Genomic DNA, 17,114 nt, shown 5'->3' on the forward strand with positions numbered 1-17,114 from the left:
GACGCGTTGATGAGTTGGCATGGTAAGTTCTACACGCTGCGTGTAGAACGATTGATTACGATGATCGATATGCGGAAATAAGATGCGGCATGAACCGTGTTCACGCGGCCTGCTCGCGCCATGCGCCTGGATTCATGCCGCTCCACTCGCGAAACGCATGCGTGAACGCGCTCTGTTCCCGGAAGCCGAGCAGGAAGGCGACGTCGACCAGGCCCAGTTCGCGCCGGCGCAGGTAGTCCTGGGCCAGGCCGTAGCGCACCGCATCGAGCACCTGCTGGAAACTCGATCCGGCATCGGCCAGCTTGCGCTGCAGGGTGCGCGCCGACAGCCCCAGCTCGGCCGCCACCGGCGCCAGCCGCGCCTCGCCGCTGGCCAGGCGCGGCAGCAGCGCGGCCCGCACGCGCGCCACGATGGGTTCTTGCCGCGCGGCGCGTTCTTGCAGCAGCCGTTCGGCGTGGTGCAGCAGGAGCGGGTACACGCTGGTGTCGGCGTTCGGCACCGGCATCGCCAGCAGGGCGGCATCGACGGCGGCGCAGTTCAGCGGCGCGCCGAACTCCGGCGCGATGCCCAGCACGCGCCGGTATTCGGCGTCGCCGTGGCCCGGGTCGGCATGCCGGAAGCGCAGCGCCAGCGGCATCAGCGGCCGCCCGGCCAGCCAGCTGCCGAACACGCGAATGCCCGCGTACACGCTCTCCACCAGGTGCCGGGTGGCGTCGGGATAGTGGCTGATCCACTCGTAATGCGCTTGGGCGCCATGCTGCGCCAGGCGGCTGCGGCCCAGGTCGTGGGCCAGCGATTCGTAGCGCTGGGTCAGTTCCAGCGCATGGCCGAAGCTGTTGCAGGCCAGGAGCAGCATGCCGTAGGCGCTGTAGGTGGCCGGACGCGCTTTTTCGCCCACGTGCAGGCCGAAGAACGGATCGTTCGCCAGGCGCGCGCCAGCTTCGAGCAAGCCGATGTAGCGTCGTGCGGGCAGGCTCTCGGGCAGCGGATCGAGTGCGCCAGCGGCCAGGCCGGCGGCCTGGGCCAATACGGGCAGGGCAAGGCCGCGCTCGAGGGCGGTTTCCAGCAGGGGCTGCAGATAGGAACCGGTCACGCGCGCGTCATCGGGCGACAGTGGCGTGATTGAGCAAGGCTGTGTCATGAAAGCGCAATACGGTTGGCGGGAGCGACTTTAATGTGCTATTTGAGGTGGCAAAAAGAGCAACTCGAAGTATAACGGAAAGTCATTGATGCGGCGTTGGAACGGTTGGGGTGACGAGTCGATTACGGTGCAGCTCGAAGGAGAGGCCAGAGCCTTCCTCGGCGCACGGCTGGGCCGGGGGACGGCCCCGCAGGACGCGACCTTCGAACAAGCCTGTGCCGGCTTGCCCCCTGGCCGCCTGCCGCCCCATCCTCTGATCGACGCCACCGGCGCCACGCGCGCGCGCCACGCCCATGGACAGAGCCTGCCGGACTGGCTGCGCCTGCGCCACGGCCGCCTGGGCAAGGTGCCGGACGGCGTGGCCTTTCCCGAATCCGGCGCCCAGGTGCGCGAACTGCTGGCCTTCGCCGCCCTGCACGACGCGGTCGTCATCCCCTACGGCGGCGGCACCAGCGTGGCCGGCCACCTCGACGTGGGCCACAGTTCCAACGGCGGCCTGCGCCCGAGCCTCTCCATCGACATGTGCCGCATGCGCGCCATGATTTCGCTCGACCGCGAGGCGCAGCTGGCCTGTTTCGGGGCCGGCGTGTCCGGCGCCGATCTCGAAGCCCAGCTGCGCGCCCACGGCTATACCCTGGGCCACTATCCGCAATCGTTCGAATACTCCACGCTGGGCGGCTGGATCGCCACCCGCTCGTCGGGGCAGCAGTCGTTGCGCTACGGGCGCATCGAGCAGATGTTCGCGGGCGGGCGCATCGAGACGCCGTCCGGCACCCTCGACATCCCGACCTTTCCGGCTTCGAGCAGCGGCATCGACCTGCGCGAGATGGTGCTCGGCTCTGAGGGCCGCATGGGCGTGCTGACCCACGCCGTGGTGCGCATCAACCGCCTGCCCGAGCACGAAGCCTTCCACGCGCTGTTCTTCCCCGACTGGGAACATGCGGTGCAGGCGGCGCGCATGCTGGCCCAGGCGCGCCTGGGACTGTCGATGCTGCGCCTGTCGAACGCCGGCGAGACGCGCACCATGCTGGCGCTGGCCGGCCACGGTCGCCGGGTGGGATTGCTGGAGCGCTACCTGGGCTGGCGCGGCTGCGGCCAGTCCAAATGCATGCTGCTGGTCGGCGCCAGCGGCGCCAGGGGCCAGGCGCGCGAGGCGCTGCGCACGGCGGCGGCGCTGGCACGGCGCCTGCACGGCGTGCACGTCGGGCGCGCGCTGGGCGAGCGCTGGCGCCGCAACCGCTTTCGCAGCGTCTACCTGCGCAACGCGGCCTGGGAGCAGGGCTATGCGATCGACACGGTCGAGACGGCGCTCGACTGGCCGCACGTGACGCAGGCGGTGACCGCGATCGAGCAGGCCGCGGCGGCCGCGCTGGAGGCGTTCGGCGAGCGCGTGCACGCCTACACCCACCTGTCGCACCTGTATCCCCAGGGCGCCAGCGTGTATTCGACCTTCGTCTACCGGCTGGCGGGCGACTACCAGGCCGACCTGGCGCGCTGGCGCCAGCTGAAGGACCGCGTCTCGAGCGCGATCGTCGGCTGCGGCGGCACCATCAGCCACCAGCACGGCGTGGGCGTCGACCACGCGCCGTGGCTGGCAGCCGAGAAGGGCGAGCTGGGGCTGGGCGCCATGGGGGCGCTGTTCCGTCACTTCGACCCCGAATGCCGCATGAACCCGGGCAAGCTGGTGACGCCATGAGCGGTGCCAATGTCTTTCCGCCGGGGCGCGACTGGGACTTGCTGGTGATCGGCGGCGGCATCACCGGCGCCGGCATCCTGCTCGAAGCCGCGCGGCGCGGCCTCAAGACCTTGCTGGTCGAGCAGAAGGACTTCGCCTGGGGCACCTCGAGCCGCTCGTCGAAGCTGGTGCACGGCGGCCTGCGCTACCTGGCTTCCGGCAACCTGCGCCTGACGCGCGACGCCGTGCGCGAGCGCGAGTCGCTGCTGCGCGCGGCGCCCGGACTGGTCGAGCCGCAGGGCTTCGCCTTCGCCGACCATGGCACCGACGTCAAGCGGCGGCTGGGCTTTCTTTCCATGCTGCGCGTGTACGACGTGCTGGCCGGCCGCCGCGAGCCGCGCTGGGAACGCCCGGAATCGTCCCGCATGCCGTCGCCGAATAGCCCGGAAGCCAGCCTGGCCGGCGGCATTCGCTACACCGACGCCAAGACCGACGACGCGCGCCTGGTGCTGCGCGTGATCGACGAGGCGCGCGCCCACGGCGCGGTCGCCTGCAACTACGTGACCGTGCAGGCGCTGGTGCGCGACGGCGGCAAGGTGCACGGGGCCATGCTGCGCGACGAACGCAGCCAGGCCGAGACGGCGGTGCGCGCGCGGGTGGTGGTCAACGCCACCGGCGCCTGGTCCGATTTGCTTGGTGGCGAGGCAGGCGGGGAGGCAGGCGGCAAGGCAGGCGGCAAGGCAGGCAGCACTAAGCCCGATCGCGCGCCGCGCCTGCGGCCGCTGCGCGGCAGCCACCTGGTGCTGCCGGCCCGGCGCCTGCCGCTGGCGCAGGCGGTCAGCCTGCTGCACCCGGCCGACAGCCGGCCCGTGTTCGCCTTCCCATGGGAAGGCGTGACCCTGGTCGGCACCGACGCCGACCACGAGCAGGGTTTGAACACCGAGCCGCGCATCACCCGTCCCGAATTCGACTACCTGATGGCGGCCCTGCACGCCCAGTTCCCCCAGCTGGGCTTGAGCGAGCAGGACGTCGTCGCCACCTTCGCGGGCGTGCGGCCGGTGATCGACGGCGGCCAGCATGGCGCGCCGTCGTCCGAAAAGCGCGACCATTTCGTGTGGTCGGAGCCGGGCCTGGTCTCGGTGGCCGGCGGCAAGCTGACCACCTTCCGCGCGATCGCCCTCGACGTGCTGCGCCACGTGTCGCAGCAGCTGCCCGGCTGGCAGCTGCGCGCCGAGCGCGGGCCGGTGTTCGCGCGGGTGTCGGTGCCGGCGCGCCACGACCTGCCGCCCGGCGTGCTGCGCCGGCTGGCCGGCCGTTACGGCGCCCAGGCCAAGCCGCTGCTGCTGGCGGCGCGCAAGGGCGAGCTGGAATGCATCCCGGGCACGCAGACCCTGTGGGCCGAACTGCGCTGGGCCGCCCGTTCCGAGCAGGTCTACCAGCTGGACGACCTGCTGCTGCGCCGCACCCGGCTCGGCATCCAGCTGCCCAACGGCGGCCTCGATCAGATGACGCGCATCCGCGCCATCTGCCAGCCGGAGCTCGGCTGGGACGATGCGCGCTGGGAAGCGCAGGAGCGGCGCTACCTGGCCGAGTGGGGCAAGCAGTACGGGGTTCCGCCTGTCGCCTGACCGGGCCCGATGATCACATCCTTGTTGGCGCAGAGGCCAGTGGTTTCAACATCGAAGAAGACGATCGGGGCGCCGGATTGGGGGTAATGTGAGTCGCGCATGATTATGTGCCTGGTATCGAATGTGGGCGCCGGATGTCAATGCGCCATCCCACCCCGCGCCTGCTCCCACGCCGCCCCCGCCTGCGCCGCCACCACCTGGTTGCGCCCGCGCGCCTTGGCCTCGTACATCGCGCGGTCGGCCGAGATGAAGAAGGTGCGGATATCGTCGAACAGGGTCGGCACGATGCAGGCCACGCCGATGCTGACCGTCACCACGCCGGCCCCTTCCGCGCGCGGATTCGGGATCGCGAGCCGCTCGACATGGGCGCGGATCGCCTCGCCCAGCCGCGCCGCCGCGCTGGACGCGGTGTCTGCCAGCAGCACCACGAATTCCTCGCCGCCGTAGCGCGCGGCCAGGTCGGTCGGGCGCATCGCATGCGATTGCAGCGCTTCGGCGATGGCCTGCAGGCAGGCGTCGCCGGCGGCGTGGCCCAGGCTGTCGTTGTAGCCCTTGAAATGGTCGACGTCGAGCACGATCAGCGACAGCGGCTGGCCGCTGCGGATGGCGCGCTGCCATTCCTTGTCCAGGAAGGCGTCGAAGTGGCGGCGGTTGGCGATGCGCGTGAGCGGGTCGATCAGGGCGGCGCGCTGCAGCGCCGTCTCGGACTGCTTGTGGTGGGTGATGTCGTGCAGCAGGGCGACGAACAGCGCTTCGCCGCCCGCCACCGGCGACAGGCTCAGGTCCATCGCGCGCATCGTGCCGTCCGACTGGCGCACCAGCACTTCGCGTGTGCCGCGGCAGCGCGCGGTCGCCTCGGCGTCGAGCGGGCGGGAGAAATAGTCGGCGTAGTCGCAGGCGGCGGGCGGCTCGACCAGGTCGGCCAGCAGCTCGCCTTCCAGCACTTCCTTGGGCTGCGACAGGAAGCGTTCGCAGGCCGGGTTGGCGTACACCACGCGGCCCTCGCAGTCGACCAGCATCAGGCCCTCGTCCATGCCGTCGACGATCAGCTGCAGGCGCTCGGCCTGCTGCTTCTGGCTTTCGCTGCTGCTGCGCAGGCGCAGCTGGGCGCGCACGCGGGCGCACACCTCGGCCATGCGCACCGGCTTGGCGATGTAGTCGGCGGCGCCGGTGTCGAAGCCGGCGACGATGTCCTCGGTCTCGCCGCAGGCGCTGACGAAAATGACGGGGATGTGGGCGGTGTCGGGCTGGCGCTTCAGGCGGCGGCAGATTTCCAGGCCGTCGAGGTCGGGCAGGATGACGTCGAGCAGGATCAGGTCGGGCTGGATGCGGGTGGCGATGTCGAGCGCGCGCTTGCCGGTATTGGCGACGAAGGTCTGGTAGCCCTGCTGGCGCATCATGTCCTGCAGCAGCCCGAGGCTGTCGGGAGCGTCGTCGACGATCAGAATCGCGGATTGGCGCGCCGGTGCGGCGAGCGCTAGGGCAGGATGCATCATCGGTGGCGGGCAGACCTCATCAGTGTCGATGAATCATACTCTTTTACACGGAGATTTTGGACACACACCTTGCCTAAAATCCACTACCTGATGCAATTGTTGCACTATCGCAACTGACCCGCCATTGGCCCGGTCTTGCCCAGGCAGGCTGATACCGGTATCGACTGACCGTCGACAAAGAAAAAGGGCCGCGTTCGCGGCCCCGTGGGATTACAGCATGCCGGCGATCAGCTTGCCGAGGACCGCGATGCCTTCACGGATGCGCTCCGGCGGCACCGTCACGAAGGACAGGCGCAGCGTGTTGGTGGCAGGGTCGTTGGCGTAGAACGGCGCGCCCGGCACGAAGGCCACGCGCGCGGCCAGCGACTGTTCCAGCAGCTTCATGGCGTCGATCTGCTGCGGCAGGGTGACCCAGATGAACATGCCGCCTTCAGGCTTGGTCCAGCTCACGCCGGCCGGGAAGTGTTCCTGCATCGCGTCCAGCATCACCTGGCACTGGTCGCCGTACAGCTGGCGGATGGTCGGGATGTGCTGGTCCAGGAAGCCGTCCTTGACGACCTCGTGCACCACCATCTGGGTCAGCTGGGCGGTGTGCAGGTCGGCCGCCTGCTTGGCCAGCTCGAGGCGGCGCACCAGCGGCAGCGGGGCGCAGACGTAGCCCAGGCGGATGCCCGGGGTCAGCACCTTCGAGAACGAGCCCATGTAGATCACGCCGTCCGGGTTCATCGCGACCATTTTCGGGCTCGGCGCGCCCTTGTAGCTCAGCGAACCGTAGGGATCGTCCTCGATCAGCGGCACGCCGAGGCGGGCGCAGGTTTCCACCAGTTCCTGGCGGCGCTCGACCGACAGCGAACGGCCGGTCGGGTTCTGGAAGTTCGGCAGCGCGTACAGCATGCGCGCGCCTTGCGCGATGCCTTCCAGCGACGACGGCACCAGGCCGTGTTCGTCGGTGTCGACCGATTTGAACTCGGGACGGTAGACCGAGAACGCCTGCAGCGCGCCCAGGTAGCTCGGGGTCTCGACCAGCACGCGGCTGCCTTCGTCGATCAGCACCTTGCCCAGCAGGTCGAGCGCCTGCTGCGAACCCGAGGTCATGAGGATCTGTTCCGGCAGGATCGTCGAACCTTCCGTCGACAGCGAACCGGCAATCCACTCACGCAGCGGCGCGTAGCCATCGGTCGGGCCATATTGCAGCGCCACTTTGCCGTTGTCGCTCAGGACCTTGTCGTAAGCGGCTTTCATGCGCTCGACCGGGAAGGTGGCTGGCGAGGGCAGGCCACCGGCGAACGAGATGATCTCCGGACGCTGGGTGATCTTCAGGATCTCGCGAATGAACGAGCTCTGCAGCTGCTGGGCGCGTTCCGAGAACTGCCACTGGATGGGATTGGGGTTTTCGATTTTCATACTGGTCTCACAGGAAGGTGCACGGTCGTGCCGGGCCATTATATAAAACACGCCGCGTTGGCGGCTTCACGTCGGCGAATGGAGCCGGGTCAGCCGCGCGAGGTACAACAGTAATTGATTTACCGACAAATTAATGCCGGTTGTTGACACGTTATCGCCGGCTTTATGCCACTTCCACGATCATTTCGATCTCGACGCAGGTGCCGCGCGGCAGCGATGCAACGCCGAAGGCCGAGCGCGCGTGCTTGCCGGCGTCGCCGAACACCTCGCCGATCAGTTCCGAGGCGCCATTGGTGACCAGGTGCTGTTCGTTGTAGTCCGGGGTCGACGCGACCAGGCTCATCAGCTTGACGATGCGCTTGACGCGGTTCAGGTCGCCGCCCACGGCTTCCTGCAGGGTGCCGATCAGGTCGATCGCGACCGAGCGCGCGGCGGCCTGGCCATCCGCCGTGGTCTTGTCGCGGCCCAGGATGCCGGCATTGATGCTGCCATCTTTGTTCTTGGCGATATGGCCCGAGATGAACACGAGGTTGCCGGTCCGGACGTACATGACGTAGGCCGCGGCCGGGGTCGCCGGCGCTTCCAGGGTGATGTTCAGTTCCTTGAGTTTGTCGTAGACGGACATGGTGTTTTCCATAAGTTGCGTGAATGAAGCCGGTATTGTACGTCGAGCGCGGGCCATGCACGTCGAATGGCTCGGTCAGCCAGGCCGGCGCCGCACCTGCAGCCGCCGTCCGGCGAACACGACGCCGATGACGGCCAGCGCGAACAGGCTGTCGTGCAGGGTCAGCGGTTCGCCCAGCAGCAGGGCGGCGCCAACCAGGCTCATGAATGGCTGCAAGAGTTGCACCTGGCCGACCCGGGCGATCCCGCCCATGGCCAGGCCGCGGTACCAGAAAAAGAACCCGACGAACATCGAGAACACCGTCACATAGGCCAGGCCTACCCAGGCCGCGGCGCCGACGCCGGCGAACGCCTCCGGCCGCGGGATGTAGTGCCAGGCCAGCAGCGGCGCCACCAGCGGCAGGGCCAGCAGCAGCGCCCACGAGATCGTTTCCGGGCCGCCCAGGGTGCGCGCCAGCCTGCCGCCTTCGGCATAGCCGACGGCGCCGGCCGCCACGGCCAGGAACATCAGCAGGTCGGCCAGATGCAGGGCGCCGCCGCCCTGGGACAGGGCGAATGCGATCACCAGCGCCGCGCCGAACACGGCCACCAGCCAGAAGGCGGCGGATGGCCGCTCGTCGCCGCGCATGGCGCTGTACAGGGCCGTCAGCAGCGGCAGCAGGCCGGCCAGCACCGCGCCGTGGGTGGCCGGCACCCAACGCAGGGCCATCGAACTCAGCAGCGGAAAGCCGATCACCACGCCCAGCGCCACCAGGACCAGCGGCGCCAGCGCGGCGCGCGGCGGCAGCGGGGCCCGGCGCCATCCGAGCCACAGGCCGGCCAGCAGCGCCGCGCCGAGCGCGCGCCCGAGGGCGATGAACAGCGGATCGAGTTCGGCCACCGCCATGCGGGTGAACGGCAGGGTCAGGCTGAACATCGCCACGCCGGCCAGGCCGAGGAGCATGCCGCGCGCTTCGTCGCGGCTGGCGGTCGGGATGGGGCGGGCGAGGGTGGTCATCGGGTGTCCTTGGTCGGGCTTGCGGCAACGCGGCAGTGGGTCTATCCTAGCCGCACGGACCAATACAGTCCCAGTACACTTCTACCGATAATTTGCCGACTGTGGTGGTGAAATGACCGATACACTCGCCGTCGCCTTACCCTTCGTTTTGGTGCGCGACGCCGGCGCGCCACTGGCCGACCAGATCGTGAGCGCGGTGGCGGCGCGCGTCGACGAGCGCCTGCTGCGCCCCGGCGCGCGCATGCCCTCGATCCGGCGCTTCGCCGCCAGCCACGGGGTGTCGCCGTTCACCGTCGTGGCCAGCTATGACCGGCTGGTGGCGCAGGGTTACCTGGAATCGCGCCGCGGCGCCGGTTTCTTCGTGCGCGAGCGCCAGGCGCCGGCGCACAAGCCGCCGTCATCGCAGCCGGCGCCGGTTCCGGCCGAACTCGACATCGCCTGGCTGGTGCGCAGCATGTTCCGCCAGGCCCCGCTCGGGCTGGCGCCGGGTTCCGGCGTGCTGCCGGCCGACTGGCTCGACGGCGCGGCGGTGGCCAATGCGCTGCGCGCGCTCAGCCGCCAGAACTGCGACGGCTTGCTCAATTACGGTTTGCCGCACGGTTTTTTGCCATTGCGCCAGCAGCTGCAACGGACGCTGGCCGAACTCGAGATCGAGGCCGCGCCCGAGCAGCTGGTGACCACGCTGGGCGTGACCCAGGCGCTGGACCTGGTGGCGCGCGCGTTCTGCCAGCCGGGCGACACGGTGCTGGTCGACGATCCGGCCTGGTTCCTGATGTTCGGTTCGTTCGCGGCGATGGGCCTGAAGGTGGTCGGCGTGCCGCGCCTGGCCGACGGCCCCGACCTGGCGCGGCTCGAGGAGCTCGCCGCCCTGCATCGCCCGCGCCTGTTCGTCATCAACTCGGTGCTGCACAATCCCAGCTCGACCTCGGTGTCGGCGGCCAAGGCTTTCCAGGTGCTGCGCGTGGCCGAGCAGCACGACTTCCTGGTGGTCGAGGACGACATTTACTGCGGCCTGCACCCGGGCGGCGCCACCCGCCTGGCCGCGCTGGACGGCTTGCGGCGCGTGATCTACCTGGGCGGTTTTTCGAAGTCGATGGCGGCCAACCTGCGGGTCGGCTTCGTCGCCACCTCGCGCGAACGGCCGCGCTGCTGGCCGACCGCAAGATGCTGGCCACGCTCAGCACCAGCGAAATCGGCGAGCGCGTGGTCTATAAAATCCTGGCCGAGGGCCACCACCGCAAGCACCTCGATCGCGTGCGCGGCCGCCTGGATGCGGCGCGGCCGGGCGCGCTGCGCCGGCTCGAGGCGCTCGGGATGCGGGTCGACCCGGCCCCGGCGGCCGGGATGTTCCTGTGGGTCGACGTCGGCGCAGACACCAATGCGCTCACCGCGCGCGCCATGCGGCAGGACTTGCTGCTGGCGCCGGGCAGCCTGTTCTCGCCCAGCCAGCAGCCGTCGACCCGGATGCGGCTGAACCTGGCGGCGCTGCAGGATCCGGCCGTATGGCGTTTTCTCGAGGCGCGGGCCGGCTGACCGGGTCAGCCGGCCTGCTGGGCGGGACAATCGCCGGGCTGCATGTCTCGCATCGCTTCCATGATCTGCTCGTCCGTCATGTCGCGCTTGTGGGTGGCGATCGACCACAGGTGGCCGAACGGGTCGGCGACCTGGCCGTAGCGGTCGCCCCAGAACATGTCGGCCAGTTCCATGGTCGGCCGGGCGCCGGCTTCCAGCGCCCTAGCCCAAACGGCGTCGGCATCGTTCACGTACAAATGGATGGTCACGGGCGAGCCCTTCAGGGCGAGCGGGCCCTGGCTGCCGAATTCGGGAAACGCGTCGGCCAGCATGATGGCCGAGTCGCCGATGCGCAGCTCCGCATGCATGATCCTGCCGTCCGGTCCGGGCATACGGGCGAGCTCGACGGCGCCAAACGCTTTCTTGTAGAAGTCGATCGCTTCGCCCGCTTTGTCGCACACCAGGTGCGGGGTGACGGTACGGTAGCCTTCCGGGATGGGACGCACTGCCTGGTTCATGGTGTTCTCCTGGGTTGTGTGGATGGGGTGCTGCCATCTCCACGACGAATGGGCGGGGCAGGATTCGACATGGCGGATGCATGAAAGTGCGATTTTCTTCAGTTCATCCTATTTCTTATCAAAAAGACCTCTTGAAATCCTCCCTGGCATCCTTATATGCCTCCGAGTCTGACCAACCCCATGTTTTTAACGAGGAACAAGATGGCGAACGCCGAAAAAGAAACCCTTGGCTTCCAGGCAGAAGTAAAGCAGCTGCTGCAACTGATGATCCACTCCTTGTATTCGAACAAGGAGATCTTCCTGCGCGAACTGATCTCGAACGCGTCCGACGCGGCCGACAAGCTGCGCTTCGAGGCGATCAACAACGACGCCCTGTACGGCAACGACCATGAACTGAAGATCAAGGTTTCGTTCGACAAGGATGCGAAAACCATCACGATCTCGGACAACGGCATCGGCATGAGCCGCGACGAGGTGATCGCCCACCTGGGCACCATCGCCAAGTCGGGCACCAAGGAATTCTTCAGCAAGCTGTCGGGCGACCAGCAGCAGGACGCGGCCCTGATCGGCCAGTTCGGCGTGGGCTTCTACTCGGGCTTCATCGTGGCCGAGAAGATCGTCGTCAATACCCGCCGCGCCGGCGCCTTCGCCGAGCAGGGCGTGCGCTGGGAATCGCGCGGCGAGGGCGACTACTCGATCGAGCAGATCGAGAAGACGGGCCGCGGCACCGATGTGATCCTGCACCTGCGCGAAGGCGAGGAAGAACTGCTGTCGTCGTGGAAGCTGAAATCGATCATCCGCAAGTATTCCGACCATATCTCGCTGCCGATCGTGATGCAGAAGGAAGAGTGGGACGAAGAGAAGAAAGAAACGGTTCTCAAGGACGAACTCGAGACCGTGAACCAGGCCAGCGCGCTGTGGGCACGCTCGAAGAACGACATCACCGAAGAGCAGTACCACGAGTTCTACAAGCACGTTTCGCACGACTTCCAGGACCCGCTGACCTACACCCACAACCGGGTGGAAGGCCGCAGCGAATACACCCAGCTGCTGTACGTGCCGGCGCACGCGCCGTTCGACCTGTGGGACCGCAACAAGCGCGGCGGCATCAAGCTGTACGTCAAGCGCGTGTTCATCATGGACGACGCCGAGCAGTTGATGCCGACCTACCTGCGCTTCATCAAGGGCGTGATCGACTCCGCCGACCTGCCGCTGAACGTGTCGCGCGAGATCCTGCAGGAGTCGCGCGACGTGCGCGTGATCCGCGAAGGCTCGACCAAGCGCGTGCTGGGCATGCTCGAGGAAATGGCGAACTCCGAAGAACAGGCCGGCAAGGACAAGTACGCGACCTTCTGGAAGGAATTCGGCCAGGTGCTCAAGGAAGGCATCGGCGAGGACACCACCAACAAGGACCGCATCGCCAAGCTGCTGCGCTTCGCCTCGACCGCCAATGACTCGGCCGAGCAGACCGTGTCGTTCGCCGACTACGTCGGCCGCATGAAGGAAGGCCAGGACAAGATCTATTACGTCACCGCCGACAACTACCAGGCGGCGAAGAACAGCCCGCACCTCGAGATCTTCCGCAAGAAGGGCGTCGAGGTGATCCTGATGACCGACCGCGTCGACGAGTGGATGCTGTCGTTCTTCACCGAGTTCGAAGGCAAGGAACTGGTGTCGGTCGCCAAGGGCGGCCTGGACCTGGGCGCGCTGGAAGACGAGCTCGAAAAGAAGGAGCACGCCGAAACCGAAGCCGGCTACAAGGAGCTGGTCGAGAGCATGAAGGGCGCCCTGGGCGAGAAGGCCAAGGACGTGCGCGTGACCTTCCGCCTGACCGACTCGCCGGCCTGCCTGGTGGCGGACGACAACGAGTTGTCGGGCAATCTGCTGCGCATGCTGAAGGCCGCCGGGCAAGAAGCGCCGGAGTCGAAGCCGATCCTCGAGATCAACCCGAACCACCCGCTGGTGCAGCGCCTGAAGTACGAGGACGCGAGCGGCGCGCGCTTCGCCGACTGGTCGCACATCCTGTTCGACCAGGCGACGCTGGCCGAAGGCGGCAGCCTGGCGGATCCGGCCTCGTTCGTGAAGCGCCTGAACGAGATGCTGCTGGCGGGCGGCAAATAAGCCTGAGCGCGAGGTAAACAGAAAGCCGGGACAGCGATGTCCCGGCTTTTTTTCATCCCAAGCGCAGTGCCAGCGCCGCCATGCCGCCCAGCGCCGCCGCGGCAGCGGCAAGGCGCGCCGCGCGCGTCGCTATCGCCACGTCATGCGACAGCAGGCCGATCGCGATCCATGCCGCCGCCGTCAGGCAGCCGATCCACGGCACGAAGCCGTATCCCTGCGCGCGCAACGCTCGACAGTACAGCAGCGACACCAGCAGGGCCAACGCGCCGAGCGCTTGGGCGCCGCGGGCATCGCGCCAGTGGCGCTCCATCGCCAGCCCGAGCGCCAGGAAGCCGGTCACCGCCGCGGCGAGGCGGACAGGCCGAACAGCGTGGCAAGCAGCGACGGCATCGCGCCCCCTTAGATTAGTGAGAATGCAAATGAGAATTATTCGCAGCATGATATATATGTGAACTTTATGCAATATGCAAGCTCAGGCCTTTCTGCGTGTGGCCAGCCAACATAGAATGGAACCGGCGCACACCATCGCCGCGCCTTGCCAGAACGCGAGCGACAGCGGCGTCTGCAGAACCAGCGCCGCCAGCGCGGCGGACAGCACGGGTATGAAGTACGAGGCGCCGGCCAGGACCGTGACGTTGCCGTGCAGGATGCCCACGTTCCAGGCCGCATAGCCGAAGCCCATGGCCGCGGCGGCCAGCGCCAGGTAGACGAGCGCGCGCAGGTCGACCCGCATCGGCTCGCCGCCGAACGCAAGGTACTTGATCCACAGCGCGGTGGCGGTCAGCATGAAGAACAGCGTGACCCCATTGCTGCCGTTGGCGATGCGCGCGGTGACGGTGCAGTAGCTGGCCCAGATCAGGGCGCCGATGAAGGCCAGGCCATAGCTGAGCGGGTTGTCGCGCACGTTCGCCGCCATCGCGGCCGGGTCCAGACCCGCGTCGCCGCCCAGCACCCAGCACACGCCGCCGATCGCCAGCGCCAGTCCGGGAGCGATCAGCCAGGTCGTCCGCTGGCCGTTGAACACGATGGCGGACACCATGGTGAAGGCCGGCCACAGGTAGTTCACCATGCCGACTTCGATCGCCTGGCGGTTGGTATTGGCGTAGCCGATCGACAGCGCCAGGCACATCTCGTAGGCGACGAACAGGAGGCTGCCCCATACCAGATAGACGCGCGGAAACGCGCGCACCTTGCTCGGGCCGACTGTCAGCAGCAGCAGGATCGAGGCGACCGTATAGATCAGCGCGGCGCCGCCGGTGGCGCCGAAGCTCGCGCTCACGCCGCGGATCAGGCCGACGATGGAACTCCACAACAGGATGGCAAGCAGGCCGATCAGTGTGGCCCGCGTGGTCTTGCTCGTACTGCGCATGCTTACGTCATAAGTGGCGGATCTCGGCCGGTGGCGTGATCCAGTTGTCGTTGCGTCCATCGATATGGCGCACCGGCGCGGCCAGCAGATCGGCGACCGGCAGGTCGTCCAGGCTGGCGACCGTGACGGCCACGAAAGGACCCGAGCGCGGCGCAGCGCCGGTCGAGAACACATTGATGCCGCATTCGCCGCAAAAGTGGTGACCGTCGCGCCGCGTATGGAAGCGGTATTCGCGCAAGAAGCCTTGGCCCTGCAGCAGGCGGAAGGCCGTCGGCGCGAGCTGGACGGCCCAGAAGCGCATCTTGCTGCAGATCGAGCAGTTGCACTTGACCGTGCCGAGCGCCAGGTCGATGTCGGCCGCGTAACGCACCGCGCCGCAGTGGCAGCTTCCGTGGTAGGTCTTCATGCCTGGCGCGCCTGCCACGCGGCGCGGCCGATCTCGTACGCCAGCGTCGGACGGCCATGCCAGACTTCCTCGCCACGAAACCGCATGCCGAGTTTTTCCATGATGCGTGCCGAGCGCAGGTTGCCGGGATCGCAGATCGCGCACAGCAGCGGGACCTCGAGTTCATCGAAGGCGAAGCGCGCCATGCGCTCGGCGGCTTCGATGGCGTAGCCGCGCCCCCAGCGGTCGGGCCGCAGGCGCCAGCCGATCTCGTGCGGGTTGGCGGGGTCTTGCGCCAGGTGCTGGATGCAGCCGGCGCCGACCAGTTCTCCCGTGTCATGTTCGATGAAATTCCACCACGAGTAGCCGATCGTCTCCCAGCGCGCCTTGACCCGGGCGATGACGGCGCGGGTTTCCTCGGGCGTCTCGGCCTGGCCGCTGATGTAGCGCATGACCTCGGGATCGCCGTTCAGCAGGCGCATGCCGTCGTAGTGCGCATCGGTCACCGGCTCGAAGCGCAGCCTTGCGCTGTGCAGGACCGTCATGTGCTGGAGACCTCGTCGCAGAACTGCTCCAGCAGGCGCAGGCCTTCGGGCCAGTCGCCATGGCCCGAATCGGCATTCAGGTGGCCGGCGTCGCCGATCTCGACCAGGCGGCTGCCCCAGGCGCCGGCGAAGGCGCCCGTGCGGTCAAGGCTGGCGAAGGGATCGTTGGCGCTGGCCACCACCACGCTGGGGAAGGGCAACGGCTGCAGCGGGATCGGCGCCCAGCAATTGAGGTCGGCCGGATATGTCGCCGCCTCGACGTCGCTCGGCGCGACCAGGAAGGCGCCCGCCACCTTGAGCGGGGAGCCGGACAGCGCCCAGTGCGCGACCAGCATGCAGCCCAGGCTGTGCGCCACCAGGATCGGCGCGCCCTGGCAGTCGGCGATGGCGGCGTCCAGCTCGGCCACCCATTCGTCGCAATGGGGATTGGTCCAGTCGCGGTGCGCGGCGCGGCGCCAGTGCGGATTGCGTTCATGCCATAGCGTTTGCCAGTGGCGCGGGCCGGAATTCCACAGGCCGGGCAGGATCAGGACATCACACTTCATCTTGCTTCTCCTTGATGGGGGCAGCGCAGGCGGGAGCCAGCCGGGCAGGGCGCCACAGCGCCGCCAGGCGCGCGAGCAGGCGCCGGAACACGTCCTTGCGCTGCTCGGTCAGCATGCCGAGCACGGCGGTCGCGACGGCCACGGCCAGGCCGAGGGCCAGCAGATCCACCATGCTGCCGGGGTCGTGCGGATACAGCGCGGGCCAGGCGATCAGCACCAGCGCATGCGACAGGTAGAGCGTCAGCGTGTACGAGGCCAGGCGCCGGATCGGCGCCGCGCAGCGCAGCAGGGCGTCGAAGCGGGCGAAGCGCGCGCAGGCGAAGTTCAGGCAGACGATCAGCCCGAACACGTAGTCGGCCAGGAAGCGGTCGGCATTCCCGAGCGTGAAGGCTTGTCCGAGCCAGGAAGCGCGGCCGGCCGCGCGCAGGGTTTCCTCGATCCCGCTGGCTTCGTAGAGCACCAGCAGGACCAGGCTGGCGATCCAGCCGAGGCGCGCCAGGGCGCATGGGAGCGCATGCCTTGCCTGCCAGTGGTAGAGCGCGACCCCGGCCAGCCAGACCGGCAGCAGCAGCCACAGTTTGATGCCCATGACGGCCAGCACCAGGCCCAGGGCCGGCAAGCGCCACGGCCCGCGCACGTAGCAGGCGACGCCGAACAGCACGTAGTACCAGACCTCGTAGTTGAGCGACCACCAGGGGCCGAGCCAGGGCGGCACTTCGGCCAGGGCCCACAGGTCGCCCAGGAACAGCAGGTGGAACGGGATGTAGAGCCAGGGCTTGGCCAGCTGGTAATGCAGGTCCATGCCGGTCATCAGGTGGCCGCGCACCAGGCTGGCGCAGGCGAAGGCCAGCAGCAGCACCGGCAGCGCCACCGAATAGATGCGGGCGGCGCGCGCCAGCGCGTATTCGCGCGCGCTCGGGCGGCGCTGCGCGGTGGTATAGGCGATCACGAAGCCCGACAGCACGAAGAAGGCCATCACCGCCTCGCGCCCGAACAGGGTCAGGTGGTCGGCGCCGGGCGCTTCCACCAGGCCGAACTGGCGCACGTGCATCGCCACGACCGCCAGCGCCGCCAGGAAGCGGACCAGGTCGAGGTAGACCGAGAACGGCTGGTCGAGTGGGGAGGGGGCGGCGCGCATGGCGTTTATATTAATG

The 17,114-nt window shown here is 68.2% G+C and carries 15 protein-coding genes and 1 pseudogene; 4 read left to right on the forward strand and 12 right to left on the reverse strand.

What is annotated here, in order from left to right; all coding sequences use genetic code 11:
• Positions 1-100 precede the first annotated feature (100 nt).
• Entirely contained in the window at positions 101-1,141 is a 1,041-nt protein-coding gene (locus ABIB42_RS04870; RefSeq protein WP_429247978.1) for an AraC family transcriptional regulator ligand-binding domain-containing protein, read from the reverse strand.
• A gap of 88 nt (positions 1,142-1,229) precedes the next feature.
• On the opposite strand from ABIB42_RS04870, the gene ABIB42_RS04875 reads away from it, so the two are divergent.
• Positions 1,230-2,837, forward strand: a complete 1,608-nt coding sequence (locus tag ABIB42_RS04875) for an FAD-binding oxidoreductase (protein ID WP_273028074.1) — start codon at positions 1,230-1,232, stop codon at positions 2,835-2,837.
• Positions 2,834-4,444 carry a glycerol-3-phosphate dehydrogenase/oxidase gene (locus tag ABIB42_RS04880; protein WP_429247979.1) on the forward strand — a complete coding sequence of 537 codons (1,611 nt, stop codon included), beginning with the start codon at positions 2,834-2,836 and terminating at the stop codon, positions 4,442-4,444. The genes ABIB42_RS04875 and ABIB42_RS04880 overlap by 4 nt, the downstream gene beginning before the upstream one ends.
• 137 nt (positions 4,445-4,581) lie before the next feature.
• On the opposite strand, the gene ABIB42_RS04885 is transcribed toward ABIB42_RS04880, so the two are convergent.
• The 4 genes from ABIB42_RS04885 to ABIB42_RS04900 form a co-directional block, all read right to left on the reverse strand.
• Positions 4,582-5,940: a diguanylate cyclase gene (locus ABIB42_RS04885; RefSeq protein ID WP_313632686.1), complete on the reverse strand. Its 1,359-nt coding sequence runs from the start codon at positions 5,938-5,940 to the stop codon at positions 4,582-4,584.
• 210 nt (positions 5,941-6,150) lie between these two features.
• Positions 6,151-7,344 carry a PLP-dependent aminotransferase family protein gene (locus ABIB42_RS04890; RefSeq protein WP_005666631.1) on the reverse strand — a complete coding sequence of 398 codons (1,194 nt, stop codon included), beginning with the start codon at positions 7,342-7,344 and terminating at the stop codon, positions 6,151-6,153.
• Between the two features lie 163 nt (positions 7,345-7,507).
• Positions 7,508-7,969, reverse strand: coding sequence for a RidA family protein (locus ABIB42_RS04895; RefSeq protein ID WP_219864562.1), 462 nt, complete (start codon positions 7,967-7,969; stop codon positions 7,508-7,510).
• A 75-nt stretch (positions 7,970-8,044) separates the two neighbouring features.
• Entirely contained in the window at positions 8,045-8,965 is a 921-nt protein-coding gene (locus ABIB42_RS04900) for a DMT family transporter (RefSeq protein ID WP_429247980.1), read from the reverse strand.
• A gap of 112 nt (positions 8,966-9,077) precedes the next feature.
• On the opposite strand from ABIB42_RS04900, the pseudogene ABIB42_RS04905 reads away from it, so the two are divergent.
• Positions 9,078-10,498, forward strand: a pseudogene (locus ABIB42_RS04905) (PLP-dependent aminotransferase family protein).
• A 5-nt stretch (positions 10,499-10,503) separates the two neighbouring features.
• Here ABIB42_RS04905 and ABIB42_RS04910 read toward each other — a convergent pair.
• A complete protein-coding gene (locus tag ABIB42_RS04910; protein WP_005666638.1) occupies positions 10,504-10,995 on the reverse strand; it encodes a VOC family protein in 492 nt (163 codons plus the stop codon).
• Positions 10,996-11,196: 201 nt separating this feature from the next.
• On the opposite strand from ABIB42_RS04910, the gene htpG reads away from it, so the two are divergent.
• Positions 11,197-13,116 (forward strand): molecular chaperone HtpG, encoded by a 1,920-nt coding sequence (htpG, locus tag ABIB42_RS04915; RefSeq protein ID WP_429247981.1) that lies wholly within the window; start codon positions 11,197-11,199, stop codon positions 13,114-13,116.
• 52 nt (positions 13,117-13,168) lie between these two features.
• Here the strand turns inward: htpG and ABIB42_RS04920 are convergent, their stop codons facing one another.
• The 6 genes from ABIB42_RS04920 to ABIB42_RS04945 form a co-directional block, all read right to left on the reverse strand.
• Positions 13,169-13,456 carry a DUF3325 family protein gene (locus ABIB42_RS04920; RefSeq protein WP_040776157.1) on the reverse strand — a complete coding sequence of 96 codons (288 nt, stop codon included), beginning with the start codon at positions 13,454-13,456 and terminating at the stop codon, positions 13,169-13,171.
• A gap of 132 nt (positions 13,457-13,588) precedes the next feature.
• Positions 13,589-14,485 (reverse strand): aromatic amino acid DMT transporter YddG, encoded by an 897-nt coding sequence (gene yddG, locus ABIB42_RS04925; protein ID WP_429247982.1) that lies wholly within the window; start codon positions 14,483-14,485, stop codon positions 13,589-13,591.
• Positions 14,486-14,492: 7 nt separating this feature from the next.
• Positions 14,493-14,891: a GFA family protein gene (locus ABIB42_RS04930; protein ID WP_005666645.1), complete on the reverse strand. Its 399-nt coding sequence runs from the start codon at positions 14,889-14,891 to the stop codon at positions 14,493-14,495.
• Complete coding sequence (locus tag ABIB42_RS04935; protein WP_005666646.1) at positions 14,888-15,415, reverse strand: GNAT family N-acetyltransferase; 528 nt, start codon at positions 15,413-15,415, stop codon at positions 14,888-14,890. Before ABIB42_RS04935 ends, ABIB42_RS04930 begins: the two co-directional genes overlap by 4 nt.
• Positions 15,412-15,960, reverse strand: coding sequence for an RBBP9/YdeN family alpha/beta hydrolase (locus tag ABIB42_RS04940; protein WP_005666648.1), 549 nt, complete (start codon positions 15,958-15,960; stop codon positions 15,412-15,414). The genes ABIB42_RS04935 and ABIB42_RS04940 overlap by 4 nt, the downstream gene beginning before the upstream one ends.
• Complete coding sequence (locus ABIB42_RS04945; RefSeq protein WP_273028083.1) at positions 15,950-17,098, reverse strand: acyltransferase family protein; 1,149 nt, start codon at positions 17,096-17,098, stop codon at positions 15,950-15,952. Before ABIB42_RS04945 ends, ABIB42_RS04940 begins: the two co-directional genes overlap by 11 nt.
• Positions 17,099-17,114 lie beyond the last annotated feature (16 nt).

Source organism: Massilia sp. UYP32 (assembly GCF_050434365.1).
Lineage (GTDB): Bacteria > Pseudomonadota > Gammaproteobacteria > Burkholderiales > Burkholderiaceae_D > Telluria > Telluria timonae.

Bases quoted from the DNA above. Each gene is read 5' to 3' on its own strand.
- ABIB42_RS04870 (WP_429247978.1), bottom strand. From the start codon at position 1,141: ATGACACAGCCTTGCTCAATCACGCCACTGTCGCCCGATGACGCGCGC.
- ABIB42_RS04875 (WP_273028074.1), top strand. From the start codon at position 1,230: ATGCGGCGTTGGAACGGTTGGGGTGACGAGTCGATTACGGTGCAGCTC.
- ABIB42_RS04880 (WP_429247979.1), top strand. From the start codon at position 2,834: ATGAGCGGTGCCAATGTCTTTCCGCCGGGGCGCGACTGGGACTTGCTG.
- ABIB42_RS04885 (WP_313632686.1), bottom strand. From the start codon at position 5,940: ATGATGCATCCTGCCCTAGCGCTCGCCGCACCGGCGCGCCAATCCGCG.
- ABIB42_RS04890 (WP_005666631.1), bottom strand. From the start codon at position 7,344: ATGAAAATCGAAAACCCCAATCCCATCCAGTGGCAGTTCTCGGAACGC.
- ABIB42_RS04895 (WP_219864562.1), bottom strand. From the start codon at position 7,969: ATGTCCGTCTACGACAAACTCAAGGAACTGAACATCACCCTGGAAGCG.
- ABIB42_RS04900 (WP_429247980.1), bottom strand. From the start codon at position 8,965: ATGACCACCCTCGCCCGCCCCATCCCGACCGCCAGCCGCGACGAAGCG.
- ABIB42_RS04910 (WP_005666638.1), bottom strand. From the start codon at position 10,995: ATGAACCAGGCAGTGCGTCCCATCCCGGAAGGCTACCGTACCGTCACC.
- htpG (WP_429247981.1), top strand. From the start codon at position 11,197: ATGGCGAACGCCGAAAAAGAAACCCTTGGCTTCCAGGCAGAAGTAAAG.
- yddG (WP_429247982.1), bottom strand. From the start codon at position 14,485: ATGCGCAGTACGAGCAAGACCACGCGGGCCACACTGATCGGCCTGCTT.
- ABIB42_RS04930 (WP_005666645.1), bottom strand. From the start codon at position 14,891: ATGAAGACCTACCACGGAAGCTGCCACTGCGGCGCGGTGCGTTACGCG.
- ABIB42_RS04935 (WP_005666646.1), bottom strand. From the start codon at position 15,415: ATGACGGTCCTGCACAGCGCAAGGCTGCGCTTCGAGCCGGTGACCGAT.
- ABIB42_RS04940 (WP_005666648.1), bottom strand. From the start codon at position 15,960: ATGAAGTGTGATGTCCTGATCCTGCCCGGCCTGTGGAATTCCGGCCCG.
- ABIB42_RS04945 (WP_273028083.1), bottom strand. From the start codon at position 17,098: ATGCGCGCCGCCCCCTCCCCACTCGACCAGCCGTTCTCGGTCTACCTC.